This is a genomic window from Streptococcus intermedius SK54 = ATCC 27335, from assembly GCF_000413475.1.
GTDB classification, from domain to species: domain Bacteria; phylum Bacillota; class Bacilli; order Lactobacillales; family Streptococcaceae; genus Streptococcus; species Streptococcus intermedius.
This window is the reverse complement of the sequence record NZ_ATFK01000006.1, coordinates 177,161-191,018: the sequence shown is the minus strand read 5'-3', so window position 1 is coordinate 191,018 and position 13,858 is coordinate 177,161. Positions and strand designations below refer to the sequence as shown.

Genomic DNA, 13,858 nt, shown 5'->3' with positions numbered 1-13,858 from the left:
TATGAACTTAAGTAAATTACGATCAGAGGCTCGTCATATCCAACGGCAAACAAAAGGAATCTCTTCCCTCTTTTTAGTGCCGATTGTAACGGCAATTATTTCCGTTATTTACAATTATTCTTCAGATAACTTGTCTAATAACATCTTACAATATGGCATCAAAAATACAGTTATCCATGGAATCAATCGTTCCTTTTTCCCAATCATAATTAGTTTTATTGTATCTTTCTTTTTAACAGCTGCTTTTTGGACCTTACTTGAAGTCGTTCGCGGAAAACGACAAGAGATACATTTTACAGATTCAGTTCGAACTTTTGATAGTAAAGTAATTGGTCCTGTTTTCAGAACACTTTTGCTCAAACGCGTATTACTATTTCTGTGGAATGTTTTCGTCTGGATTGGAAGCGGCATGATGATTCTAGCTAGTTTTAACGTCATAAAACTCCTCCCCAATTCTCAAGCTCTCTCACAAAATACTGCACTTCAGACAACTGTTGGGACATTGTTACTTTATATTCTCATCGGTTTTATTTTGATGGTAATCGGTATTATTATTGCACTTCCTCAATATTACGCTTATTCGCAAGTAGAATTTATTCTTTGTGACACATTAGAAAACCAGAGCTATGAGAGCGCCTTTAAAATTATTCGTACAAGCCGCCAGATGATGAAAGGATATAAAGGCAAGCGATTTGTACTTGATTTAACTTTTATTGGCTGGTACTTGCTAACTGCTATTACTTTGGGGATCGCATCTATTTATGTCTATCCCTACGTTTATACAGCTCAAACTCTTTTCTATGAAGCTGTGCTAAAGGAACAAGATCAGACTCCAATTTTTTATTAATTTCTTGCGTGAAACAATTGGCAATCCAACAAAAGACTTGAACGAACTGTTCAGGTCTTTTGAGTTGTATCCATTTTTCGTAAAGTGATTCAGCTAAAGTGTTATATTGCAAACTTTACATGAAAAAAGCCACCAATGGGTGACTTTTATTAGGGAGATTATTATGAAAAAGTTTAGGATTTCTATCAAATAAAGTTAGGAGGTCTTCATTTGATAAACATAGTATAACCAAGTTAGCTTAAATCAACCTTAATTTTTTATAACAAATTGATATTTTTAGAAATTTTTTGAAAAGCATCTTCCAGCGAAACCTGATCTGTAAATATCGCTTTCTCCCAACCCAAGAAATCACATTCTTTCCACCAACGTTTCATATCAGCTGGACTAAAGTCTGCTTTCTTGTTCCTCGTTTAGTGACAGCGAACTGTCTCTTCATGTTAAATCATAATAGTAAGATAGAACTTTTGGATAAAAGAGAGTATGCAATTTTTCTAGCATTTGCCCATAAATATCTGTTTCATAAAAACCTTCAACGATAACCAACAAATCTCGCTCATAGCCATAGCGGGCGATCATTTCTGTCAAAGAGATTGATAGATTGCCCGGCTTGACCTTTTCTTTCAGCGTATCACGACGAACGATATCTTGTGAAATGAGCAGCGTCTTTCGGCCATAGTATTCTTGCAATTTCTTTGCCAAACTCGTTTTTCCTGAACCAGAATTACCTCTGATAATCACCAATGTTGCCATTTACTCTCCTAAAATCAGACGTGTATGTTCCCGTTTGATACAGCGATCCATGATAATATCATCCCGACCAGCTGCCCGCAGAATCTGCTCCGCTTCTTCATTTTCCAAACCCAGTTGAGCCCAGAAAATCTTGGCATCTGCTTCCAGAAAATCATGCGCCACATCCGGTAAAAACTCGCTGCGACGGTAAACATCGACAATGTCCACTGAAAACGGAATATCTTTGAGGTTAGCATAGACGGTCTCACCTAAAATTCGACCGCCCGCTGCACGCGGATTAACTGGGACAATACGATAACCCCGCTTCTGCATTTCCATGGACACGCGGTTGCTGACCGTTTCTACTCGATCAGACAAGCCGACAACAGCAATCACCTGACTATTTTTCAGATAATGCTTCACAATTGCATCACTAGGATTTTGAAAATGATATGTCATAAGGTTCCTCCTACTTCATAATAAAATTGGATAGTTTTACAGCATTTGTGCCTTAACGAAACACGCGCTAAAGCCTGGGAAAATAGATAATCCCTTCTAGGAGCATCGCTCTTTCATCGAATTTTCTCCTGTTCTCGCCTTGTTTACAGCCTTTACACCTTGCGCTTACTTGGCTTCATACCAAGTCTCACCTGCACTTTCGTCCGCTTTCAACGGAACAGAGAGTTCAATAGCAGATTCCATAATCTCTTTAACCAGCGTTTTGATAGCAGTCAATTCATTTGCGGGTACTTCAAGTACAATTTCGTCGTGGACTTGTAACAACATTCTACTTTTAAATCGCCCAGCACGCAGAGCTTGATCTAACCGAATCATAGCAATCTTAAGAATATCTGCAGCTGACCCTTGAATTGGTGAATTGATAGCCGTTCTTTCTGCAAATCCTCGAACATTAAAGTTACGAGAATTAATATCTGGGATCTCCCGACGACGGTGGAAGAGAGTTTCTACATAACCTTGATCTCGAGCCTCTCGTACCACATTTTCCATATAATTCTTAATTCCAGGATAGCGTTCAAAATAAGTATCAATATAAGATTTAGCTTCTTTACGGCTAATCCCCAGATTGTTGGCAAGTCCAAAATCAGAAATCCCATAAACAACACCAAAGTTGACAGCTTTAGCATTACGGCGATCATTTGGTGTCACATCCTCTGGCTTTTCAATACCAAAAACCCGCATAGCTGTTGAAGTATGAATATCAGCTCCATGTCTGAATGCTTCAATTAAATGCTTGTCGCCTGAAATATGCGCCAAAACCCGTAACTCGATTTGCGAATAATCAGAACTAAGTAAAACACTATCCTTCCACTCCGGCACAAAAGCTTTCCGAATTAAGCGTCCTTGCTCCAAACGAATTGGAATATTTTGCAGATTAGGATACACGCTAGATAGCCTTCCTGTCTGGGTCAAATCTTGAAGATAGCGAGTATGAATCTTCCCGTCTGCCAAAATCCAGTCTTGTAACCCCATGACATAAGTTGACTGAATTTTAGCAATTTGTCGATACTCCAAAATCTTTTCAACAATCGGTGCAATCGGCGCTAAACGTTCTAATACATCTACCGCAGTAGAATAGCCCGTTTTCGTTTTTTTAGTAAAAGCCGTTGGCAGCCCTAATTTTTCAAAAAGAATACCTCCCAATTGTTTAGGCGAATTGATATTGAATTCTTCCCCTGCTAAATCATAGATTTCCTGTGTTAACTGAGTCAGAACTCTCTCGTTTTCAACCTGCATCGTTTGCAATGTTTCTCGCTCTACCTTAATACCAGCAATCTCCATTTTAGCAAGTACAAGTGCTAAAGGTTGCTCCATTTCGTACAGGAGATTAAGCTGATCGTGCTGACGCAGCAAATCTATCATAGGTTGTTCCGTTTCAACAAGAACCGCGACTTTTCTAGCTAAATGATTCAATAAAATAGGCTTTTCAGGCAGTGCCCGCTTAGCTCCTTTTCCATAAATCACCTCATCTTCATCAAGTTTGGTCTTGCCATAAAGGCTAGCAATCGTTGCAATTTCATTGTTGTCAACAGTTGAAAGAAGATACTTAGCTAAACGACTGTCAAACGCCAGTTGTGAAAGTTCAATTCCTAAGCGACTGAGTAAGACTTTAGAGCGCTTCAAATCGTAAACCTTCAAGGCTGTATTTTCTAAAAATTCTTTGAAAATTGGTTGCTGCAAAAGACGAACATCTTGACTAACATAAATCTTCTGGGCATTTCCCCAAGCAAACCCAACCATCTCGTCTATATGGTAGTTATCCCCTAACATCTCAAAATAGAAAAAATCGTCTGCACTAAGCATCTCTGGTCGGACTTCCATCACTTCCTCAAAAGCAATATCAGCCATTTCTTCTGGCTCTACTTCTGATTCTAGCGCTTGCTTAAATTGTTTAAAGCCCATTTCATCATAGAATCTACCTAGTTGTTTAATATCTGATCCTTGATAGAGAATATCTTCTAAACCGATTTCAATGGGTGCTTGAGTGTCAATAGTGACAAGCTTTCTAGACAAGAAAGCTATTTCCTTATCCTTAATGAGATTTTCCTTCATCTTAGACTGTTTCAGTTGGTCAATATGATCATAAATACCTTCCAGCGATCCATATTCTAAAAGAAGCTTGAGCCCCGTTTTCTCTCCGATTTTAGTCACACCGGGAATATTATCTGATTTATCACCCATTAAAGCCTTGAGGTCAATAAATTGAACAGGACTAATTCCCATCTTTTCCATCAGGTAGGCTGGAGTGAATTCTTCGAACTCAGCCACACCTTTCTTGGAAATCTCCACCACAGTATTATCATCCGTTAGCTGAATCAGATCCTTATCACCACTGACAATGGTCACATCGTAAGGGACAGCTGTCTTTTCAGCCATCTTGTCTAAAGTCCCGATGATGTCATCTGCCTCGTACTGAGCCAAATCATAATAGTGAATGCCCAAGTGCTGCAGCATTTCTCGAATAAAGGGCAGCTGCTCGCGAAATTCCTCCGGAGTCTTAGCTCGACCACCTTTGTAATCAGCATACATCTCTGTCCGAAAGGTGGTCTTCCCCGCATCAAATGCCACCAAGATATGAGTCGGCTGCACGCGCTCCAAGAGATGATTGATCATGAGGTGGAAACCGTAAATAGCATTGGTATGCAAGCCCGATGGACTCTTGAAACGATCAATTTGATTGTACAGTGCAAAAAAAGCACGATAAGCTACAGAAGAGCCGTCTATTAATAATAACTTGTTCTTTTTTTCCATAGGCTTATTATAACACGAAAAAGGTGGACAAAGCCAGAAAAGGCAGTGTAGAAAATAGGTAGAAAATGAATTGAGATTTAAATTTTGCTATAATTATCTTATGCACAACACCTACTATTTTATCCGTCATGCGCATTCTAACTATACACCTGATGAAATCAATCGACCATTATCAGACAAAGGGCGAGAATCCTTGGCACAGATTGAATTTTTAGCAGACAAACCCATTACCGCCATTTATTCCAGTCCTTACCGAAGAGCCATCCAAACGGTTGAGCCTTTAGCTCAAAGTCTAAAACTCGCTATTCAAACCGACAAACGGCTAATAGAGCGAAAGCTAAGCAGTCAAGCAATTGCCGACCAAGATTTTGAACAATGCCTCATGCAACTTTGGTCACAACCGACATTTTCACTTGTCGGTGGCGAGTCAAATCAACAAGCTCAACAGCGAGCCTTAGCTCTTCTTCATGAACTGGAAAGCAAACACCAAAACGAAGAGATTATCATTAGCTCTCATGGTAACCTTATCTGCATTTTACTAAGCGCATTTGACTCCAGCATTGATTATAACTTCTGGTGTGGCCTAAGCATGCCAGATGTGCTAGTTTTAGATAAAGACGAAAAAATCACTCACCTCCTATAAAAGATGTTCCCAATCCGTATTACAACTCTTCTGACTGAAGAGATTTATGAGAGATTTTCTTGGGCTATTCTCATACGATGAAAAGGTTTTATTATCTATATCGTGGTTATTCTAGGGCTTCTTCTATATCCCATGATTATGATGACTGAGAAACAAGATATCATTTTTATTGTGCTATTTAAAATTTTTGTTTTATTACCGATAGCTTTCTTGGCCTTAAAGTTTCGTATAAAGAGGTCTTATCGCAAGAATCCTTTATGGCAGAACATGGAGGTCACTCTAATATTTGACAAAGAGGCTTTTATCACAAGAAACATCCGTGGTGAATTCCGCTATACCTATGATGATATTGTCAAGGTTATTGCGACAAAGAAAGATTTTTATATCTTGATTGGGGAGAGTACTGGCTTTCCTATTGAAAAAAAGAACTGCACTACCGAGGCTCTTGACTTCTTACTAAAACTGCAGATTGAACACATGTAAAAAAGCAGGCTAGACTGACAATAGATCAGTTCTAGTCTGCTTTTGTTTTTTTATTCTAAATTTGAAGCTTATAAACTCAGCAATTGTTCCAAATGCTTGACTGCGTCTGCAAAGCTATCAACGACATAGGTGGCAGCCGCTTGGACATTGGCTGAGGCATGTGTCATACAATAGGAAATATCGGATTTTTCAAACATCGAAATGTCATTTCCAGAGTCGCCAAATGCCACAACTAGTTGATAATGCTTTTTCAAAAGCTGTAAACCACTACCTTTTGAAACATCTTTCGCAGTCACTTCTATGCGAGTGCTCCCTGATTGATAGACTTCTAAGTGGGGAAAATGTTCTTTTAATTCTTTTACATAGACAGACGTTTTCGCCGCTTCTGGACGAATGTTAAACTTGTAAATCTGACGTTGCCGAACCAGATCATAAGGATTTTCTAAGCAAAGGATGGGCATATTCCACAAACGCCGCTTGTCCTCATGGTCAAAGTTGCCAATTCTCTCCTCGCCATCAAGTGCATCAAAAACGAGTTTTTCTTTTTTGAGGTAGTCTAACAAGGCTTGTACATCTGCTGACGCCAATGTTTGAGAAAATAATACATTCCCATTTTCAGCAATCATGGCGCCATTAAAGCCGATTGCATAGCTTAAATGAAGCTGATTACGTTGCGTAATGTAGTTGATTTCCTTGACAGAACGACCCGTAGCAATAGCGAAGTCACTGTAACGTGTCAACTTTTGATAAGCTTGCCAGTCTACTGAATTAACATCAACAGAATTTTTCACAAAAGTTCCGTCTAAATCTGTTACACATAGAATCTTATGTGCCATGGCTATTCCTCTAAACCTAGAATGTCTTGGATTTCCATTTTGAGAACATTGGCATAAGCACCATAGATAGATTGCATTTGCATGCCATTTTCAGCAAAACCAAGTGCTTCATATTGGTTGACAATCGTATCCTTATCCACTAATGATTTGTCCTTGACATCAATCCGCAAACGAGTGATACAAGCATTGACATCAACAATATTTTCTGGACCACCGTGGGCTGCAATCAAACCGAGAGCCTGTTGGTGCGTTTTTTCTTGCTTGCTAAGTTCTTTCCCTTCAGATTTTTCTGGAGTAGGTGCTGTATCCTGCGGAGCTGCTTGACCGACATTTTGAATCTTCAAGCCGTATTTACCACGCGCTTCTTGCTTACTTGCCAACTTGACTTCATCCGTATCTTCTCGACCTGGAGTCTTAAAGTTGAATTTCAAAATCATAAATTTAAAAACATAATAATAAAGGAAGAAATAAGGGATACCTACTAAGAAGACGAGCCACCAGTGCGTTTTAGGCCCTTGCAACACACCGTAGATTACAAGGTTAATGAAACCATGTCCGGTAGGAGTTGCTACACCAGCACCCAGCATGTGCATAACAAACAAAGCAGAACCTGCCAAAACAGCGTGCACAGCGTAAAGCATTGGTGCCACAAAAAGGAAAGTAAATTCGATTGGCTCTGTAATACCAGTCAAGAATGAAGTTCCAGCTGCTGCAAAGAGAAGCGAACCTGCTACTTTACGTTTTTCTGGAGAAGCTGTCTTGTACATAGCATAAGCAGCACCAGAAAGACCGAACATGAAGTAAACAAATTTACCACCATTGAAACGCGTAATAGATGGGTCAATAGACTTGATCGAAGAATCCGCTAAAGAAGCAAGGTAGGCATTGACCGTACCGACGACATGGTTACCACCAATTGTCCATGAACCACCAAGCTCTGTCGTACGAACCGGCCAGTTGAGGCCATGGTGTAAACCAAACGGCAAGAGAGCCCGCTCAATCAATCCATATAAGAAAGTACCAATCGGACCTGATTTCAAAACGAGGATAGACACTGCGCTAATGCCTGCTTGAATAGTTGGCCAAATAAAGAAAATTGCGATAGCCACAAAGGACATAGCCACCATAGTGACAATTGGTACAAAACGTGGTCCACTGAAGAAGCCAATCATAGTTGGCAATTCTTGCTTCACAGCCCACTTGTGAATGAAGTAGACAGAAACCCCAACGATAATCCCTCCAAACACACTGAGGTCCATGGTTTGAATCCCGAGGACTTTTGTCTGCATGGCATTTGACAGGGCAAGTTTGGCTGCACCGCTTGATAAGTTAGCAGTATTGACCAGTCTTCCACTGATTTTCAACAAGAAATTCAAAACGTTGTGCAAAACAAGAAAACCTAACAAACCAGATAAAGCTGCTGATCCTTTTTCCCGTTTTGCAAGACCAACTGAAACTCCGACTGCAAAAATAACAGGCAAGTTGCTAAAAGCTGTACCACCAAGCGCAATGAAAAATTTCATGACAAACTGAAAAATAGCATTGTTCAAGAATGGGAACATCTTAAGCGTGTTTTCATTGGTAAAAGCTGTACCAATACCTTGAATAATCCCTGCACCGGGCAAGACCGAAACAGGGAGTAAGAATGAGCGTCCAAATTGCTCAAAGGCAGAGATAAATTTATTCTTCTCTTTCATCTTTTATACTCCTTATGTTTTCTGTTCTCATTTTAACAAAAATAAACTTGAAAACGCTTTTTTGAACAGAAGTTTCTATCTTGATTATTTTTTACTATTTCGGTAAAATTTTACTAGAAAACGTTTTATTTTAAACGACAATTAGAAAGAGGCTATATGTTTCTAAAAAATTTAAAACAACACTATGATCGATTATCTGTAAACGAACAAGAGGTCATTGACTACCTCATGCGTCAGAAAGAAATTGAATCTCTTACGCTGAAAACCATTTCCAACGAATTGTTCATCTCCTCATCTACCGTTATTCGTGCTTGTAAAAAGTTAGGCTATCAAACTTATAATGAATTACGTTATGATCTGCGTTTATCAAAAGAGCTGAAAAAAAATCAAACCAAGTTAGAGCGCACTTCTTTTGAACAATTAAAAGAACAAATCCATGTTGAATTTGAACATACCCTATCCATCTTATCTGAACAAGATTTTAAAATCTTTGCCCACAAAATTCTCGAAGCCAGACGGATCTTCTGTATCGGAGTAGGATCTAGCTATATGGCTATGACTGATTTTAATCGAAAACTAAAACTTATCAACATTTGGTCTAATGACTACTTCGAGCAATACAGTATTGATAGGATTAAAGATATTGCCACACAAAAAGATGTGATTATTGTCTTCTCGCTCGGTGGCAGCAACAAAGACGTTAACCACAGTATCTTACAGGCAAAAGAACAAGGGGCAACTGTTCTTACAATTACTACTTTAGGAAACCATCTTCTCTCTAAAATCAGTGATCATATGATTTTTGTCTATGATGCTCCCAAAAAGCGCGAAAAACTACGCTCACGTTTGATGTTCAATTTAGTCGGAAATCTGCTTTTTGAAGTCATCTTATCTGAACAACAAAAAATGAGATAGACCAGGAATACTCATTCCCATAGTCTATCTCGCTCTATTTTTTATAAATCTACTACAAGAGAAAAACTGCTACCTTGTCCATATTCACTTTTTACAAAGATATCGCCACCCAATTGATGAGCTAGTTCACGGGCGATATAAAGCCCTAGGCCGTGTCCACCAGTTTTCATATTGCGTGAAGACTCCACGCGATACAACCGTTTAAATATATTTTCTAGTTCATTTGGCTGAATTCCCTGTCCCTCATCTGTAACACTAATTTTCAACCGATGATTTTCAACCACTGCATCAATACTCAACTTTGTTCCAGCCTCTGAATACTTAAAAGCATTGCTGACCAGATTAAGAATAATCCGTGATAACTTATCATAATAACTCATAATTTTAGCTGATTCTGGCTGAACAGAAATTTGAATGTCTCGATCTTCTTTATCAATCAACAGCTGAAATTCGGACATAATGTCAATCAACAGCTTATCCAGAAAAATTTCTTCTTTTTCAAGCGGTACATCTGGCCGACTCATCGTATTCAAAGTGATAAAGCTTAACTCCTCCACCAACTTATTCAACCGATCTGTCTGACGGCTAATGGTTTTAAGATAATATTGCTGCTCATCTGCCGTAATAACACCATCTAACATTCCTTCAACCGTTCCTTGAATAGATGTCAGAGGGGTTTTAATATCGTGCGAAAGCTGAGCAATCATCAACCCCTTTTCTCTCTCGCTTTCTTCTAAAGAAGCAAAAGTATTTTGTAAATCCGTTGACATTTCATTAAAGGCATCTGCTAATTCTTTAAATTCAGTTGGATTTTTAATAGTATTTACCGTTTCAAATTTCTTATTCGGTATACCTTTGATGAGCTGTTTTAATTTATCCAAAGATAGAAAAATGCGGCTCAAGAGAAGGAGACTAACTAATGCTCCTGTAATACTTGCTAAAATGCTGATTCCAATAATGAAGTAAATATCACTTCTTGCAATTAGCATGGTATTGACTGACCAAACAATTGCAACAACTGTGATAGTTGTGGAAATGAGATACCCCACAATAATAAAGTGTTTTAATTTCATTTTAAACCTCTATCTTATAGCCCAATCCCCAAACAGTCTTAATAGTGGGCGTTTTTTCAGTACTATACTTCGCTAAATCCTGCCGCAAAGCATGGATATGAACATTGAGCGTATTTGTGTCATCCACAAAGTCTTCTTGCCACACCTTTTCATAAAGCTCTGTTTTAGAAAAAACACGTTGAGGATTATTAGCAAGAATCCATAGCAACTCAAACGATTTGATGGTGATATCTAGCGGACGATCATGAACACTTACTTCGCGCGTTTCGTGATTCATCACCAGATCACCCAGTTGCAGTGTTTCTTCCGTTCCCATACTACGGTGAATACGACGTAGGATATTATTGACTCGCAACACCAACTCTCGCGGACTAAAAGGTTTGGTGATGAAATCATCTGCCCCCATACTGAGAGAATAAATCTTATCTGGCTCAGATGTTTTAGCCGTGATAAAAAGGAAAGGCTGCTCTGGAGAAAGGTATTGTACTTCCCCAATCAGATCATAGCCATCCATATTGGGCATCATAATATCTGTAATAATCAAATCAATCGAATATTTCTGAAAAATCTCTAAAGCTTCCTGTCCATCATGCGCTACATTCACTTCATAACCAGCCTGTATTAAATAACGTTTGTTAATCTCGGTAATCTCTACTTCATCATCTACTAATAAAATTCTCTTTGCCATTTTCTTACCTCTATTGTAAAAAATAGTGTTATACCATGAAAAAGTATAACACTATTTCTATACTTGATTCAAGCGTTATCGCTCACAAAGTGCGAGATTTATTTCTTTTCTCTGCGTTTCATGCCGACAAGTGCTAGAATAGCTGCTGTACTTAATCCAAGAAGCCCTAGAACTGTCAAACCAAGAGAAGATTTTTGGCCTGTATTAGGAAGTGATTTTTTACTCGTTTTAGCTTGTCCACCTTTTGAAGATGTCGCAGAAGGTGTTGCGCCTTTAGCTGAGTGCTTATTACCATTATGATCTGCTGCTTTACCTTGACTTGGTGTTTGATTATTTTGACCTTCTTGTTTTTGACCTGAAGGATCATTTCTCTTTTCACCTTTAAGGTTAATTGTGACAGATTTGGTTGCAATGACATTGCTTAAATCAGCTTTTCCATCTTTTGCACCATAAACTGTGACAGTTGCTTTATACGAATGAGTCCCATTGGCTTTTAACTGTTCTAACAGTTCCTTGTCTTGTTTACCTGCTGCATTACCATCCAATGAAACTTGATAGAAATATTGACCTTTACCCAAGCCTGCTAGTGGCAACAAACCTGGATGATTTGCCTTACCGTTATCAGACCATGGTGCTCCATTTGAAGATTTAAGTAAAAGACGTGTTAACATCCCATCTCCACCAAAGAGTTCATATGGAATCACTTGGTTGACCCCAGCCGTAAATGGTCCTGGAAAGACTGCATTTTTCAAGTAGCTTGCTGGAACATCAATCTTATCTTTGATATTTTCTGAAACAGATTTCTTGATTTGATCTGCTGTTGTTGTGCCATTTAAGTTCAATTTTACTTGACGAGTCGCAATTACATTGTTCAAATCAGCCTTGCCATCTTTTGCACCGTAAACCTTAACGGTCGCAGTGTAAGTATGAGTTCCGTTGGCCTTCAGTTGGTCTAAAAGCGCCTTACCTTGTTTGCCTGCTGCATTGCCATCCAATGAAACTTGGTAGAAATATTGACCTTTACCCAAGCCTGCTAGTGGCAACAAACCTGGATGATTCGCTGTGCCATTATCAGACCATGGTGCTCCATTTGAGGATTTGAGTAGAAGACGCGTTAGCATCCCATCTCCACCAAAGAGTTCATACGGAATCACTTCATTCACACCGGCTGTAAATGGTCCTGGATGGTTCGCATTTTGTAAGAAGGACGCTGGGACATCTGTACTTTCTTTAATGTTTTCTGAGACGGATTTCTTAATTTGGTCTGCTGTTGTTGTACCATTTAAGTTCAATTTTACTTGACGAGTCGCAATCACGTTGTTCAAGTCGGCCTTGCCATCTTTGGTTGCACCGTAAACCTTAACAGTAGCAGTATAAGTATGAGTTCCGTTGGCCTTCAGTTGGTCTAAAAGCGCCTTACCTTGTTTGCCTGCTGCATTGCCATCTAATGAAACTTGGTAGAAATATTTGCCTTTTGGAATGCCTGCAAACGGAAGCAAGCCTGCATGATTCGCGGTGCCATTATCAGACCATGGCGCTCCATTTGAGGATTTGAGTAGAAGACGCGTTAGCATCCCATCTCCACCAAAGAGTTCATACGGAATCACTTCATTCACACCAGCTGTAAATGGGCCTGGATGGTTCGCATTCTGTAAGAAGGAAGCCGGAACATCCGTACTTTCTTTAATATTTTCTGAAATAGATTTCTTCGCTTGCTCTAATGAAGGGTCTGCTTTAGATTTCAAACTATTAAGGTTAATCGTCACTTGACGAGTCGCAATGACATTGCTTAAATCAGCTTTTCCATCTTTTGAACCATAAACTGTTACGGTAGCGGTGTAACTTTGTGTACCGTTCGCTTTCAATTGATCCAACAATTCTTTATTTTGCTTGCCTGCAGCATTTCCTCCAAGCGATACCTGATAAAAATACTTACCCTTCGGAATGTTAGCAAAAGGAGGCAAGCCTACATGATTTGCTGTGCCATTATCAGACCATGGCGCTCCATCTGATGATTTGAGGAGAAGACGTGTTAACATCCCATCTCCACCAAAAAGTTCATACGGAATTACTTGATTCACACCTGCTGTAAAAGGTCCTGGATAAGTAGCATTATCAAGGTAAGAGGCAGGAACATTGATATTACTTTTAATATTATCTGCAACTGATTGCTTCACTTGATCCAATGAAGAATCTTTCTCTTCCTTTGAAGTAGCTTCTTTTACTACTTTTTCAGTTGCTTTTTGAATTTCCTTAGCAACCTCAGCAATTGTTTTGCCTACTTTGTTTTCTTTTGTAACTTCTTTCTGCTCTTGAACTTGCTTATCTGGTGTTTGATTTACCTTGCCAGCTTGTTCTTGTGACGGCTTCGTTGTATCTGGTGTTTCTTTCTTATCAGTTGTTAATTTTTCAGTTTGTTTTGTATTAGCATCTACTATCGGCTTTTGCAAGTCTGTCGGACTATTTGAAGGGGTTGTTGTCACCACCTTGTTTTGCGAACCAACTTGTGCATTTACAGGATTACTAATGAGAATAAAGAACCCACTTGCTACAACAACCGAAGCCACACCTACGCTCAGGCGGCGAATAGACCATTTTGTATATCTTTCATTATTTGGACGATGATTTTTGTCAACCATATTATTTACTCCTTTGATTTATTTTTAATGGTTGACTA

General features: G+C 39.0%; 10 protein-coding genes and 2 pseudogenes. 4 read left to right on the top strand and 8 right to left on the bottom strand.

Annotated elements, in window-relative coordinates; all coding sequences use genetic code 11:
* Window position 1: 1 nt before the first annotated feature.
* On the top strand, window positions 2–847 hold the full coding sequence (locus HMPREF1654_RS08810) for a DUF975 family protein (protein WP_003075208.1): 846 nt from the start codon (window positions 2–4) through the stop codon (window positions 845–847).
* A 257-nt stretch (window positions 848–1,104) separates the two neighbouring features.
* Here HMPREF1654_RS08810 and HMPREF1654_RS10265 read toward each other — a convergent pair.
* The 3 genes and pseudogenes from HMPREF1654_RS10265 to polA all read right to left on the bottom strand — a co-directional run bounded on the left by HMPREF1654_RS10265 (window position 1,105) and on the right by polA (window position 4,846).
* A pseudogene (locus tag HMPREF1654_RS10265) lies at window positions 1,105–1,597 on the bottom strand (kinase).
* Entirely contained in the window at window positions 1,598–2,035 is a 438-nt protein-coding gene (locus HMPREF1654_RS08800; RefSeq protein ID WP_003077338.1) for a CoA-binding protein, read from the bottom strand.
* A 165-nt stretch (window positions 2,036–2,200) separates the two neighbouring features.
* Complete coding sequence (gene polA / locus HMPREF1654_RS08795; RefSeq protein ID WP_003077375.1) at window positions 2,201–4,846, bottom strand: DNA polymerase I; 2,646 nt, start codon at window positions 4,844–4,846, stop codon at window positions 2,201–2,203.
* Window positions 4,847–4,946: 100 nt separating this feature from the next.
* Here polA and HMPREF1654_RS08790 point away from each other — a divergent pair, with 100 nt between their 5' ends.
* The gene (locus HMPREF1654_RS08790; protein ID WP_003077284.1) at window positions 4,947–5,489 is read left to right on the top strand and encodes a histidine phosphatase family protein; all 543 of its coding nucleotides are present in this window, start codon (window positions 4,947–4,949) and stop codon (window positions 5,487–5,489) included.
* 3 nt (window positions 5,490–5,492) lie between these two features.
* Window positions 5,493–5,972 (top strand): annotated as a pseudogene (locus HMPREF1654_RS08785) (YcxB family protein).
* A gap of 68 nt (window positions 5,973–6,040) precedes the next feature.
* Here the strand turns inward: HMPREF1654_RS08785 and HMPREF1654_RS08780 are convergent.
* Together HMPREF1654_RS08780 and HMPREF1654_RS08775 are read right to left on the bottom strand one after the other, a co-directional pair.
* Window positions 6,041–6,808, bottom strand: a complete 768-nt coding sequence (locus HMPREF1654_RS08780; RefSeq protein WP_003077278.1) for a Cof-type HAD-IIB family hydrolase — start codon at window positions 6,806–6,808, stop codon at window positions 6,041–6,043.
* Window positions 6,809–6,810: 2 nt separating this feature from the next.
* Window positions 6,811–8,505, bottom strand: a complete 1,695-nt coding sequence (locus HMPREF1654_RS08775) for a PTS transporter subunit EIIC (protein WP_003075223.1) — start codon at window positions 8,503–8,505, stop codon at window positions 6,811–6,813.
* A 156-nt stretch (window positions 8,506–8,661) separates the two neighbouring features.
* Between HMPREF1654_RS08775 and HMPREF1654_RS08770 the strand changes: the two genes are divergently transcribed.
* Window positions 8,662–9,420: a MurR/RpiR family transcriptional regulator gene (locus HMPREF1654_RS08770; protein ID WP_003075225.1), complete on the top strand. Its 759-nt coding sequence runs from the start codon at window positions 8,662–8,664 to the stop codon at window positions 9,418–9,420.
* Window positions 9,421–9,461: 41 nt separating this feature from the next.
* Here HMPREF1654_RS08770 and HMPREF1654_RS08765 read toward each other — a convergent pair whose 3' ends face one another.
* The 3 genes from HMPREF1654_RS08765 to HMPREF1654_RS08755 all read right to left on the bottom strand — a co-directional run bounded on the left by HMPREF1654_RS08765 (window position 9,462) and on the right by HMPREF1654_RS08755 (window position 13,820).
* Complete coding sequence (locus HMPREF1654_RS08765; RefSeq protein WP_003075227.1) at window positions 9,462–10,493, bottom strand: sensor histidine kinase; 1,032 nt, start codon at window positions 10,491–10,493, stop codon at window positions 9,462–9,464.
* Between the two features lies 1 nt (window position 10,494).
* A complete protein-coding gene (locus tag HMPREF1654_RS08760; RefSeq protein ID WP_003029545.1) occupies window positions 10,495–11,181 on the bottom strand; it encodes a response regulator transcription factor in 687 nt (228 codons plus the stop codon).
* A gap of 98 nt (window positions 11,182–11,279) precedes the next feature.
* Window positions 11,280–13,820 carry an SSURE domain-containing protein gene (locus HMPREF1654_RS08755; protein ID WP_003077396.1) on the bottom strand — a complete coding sequence of 847 codons (2,541 nt, stop codon included), beginning with the start codon at window positions 13,818–13,820 and terminating at the stop codon, window positions 11,280–11,282.
* Window positions 13,821–13,858: the final 38 nt, after the last annotated feature.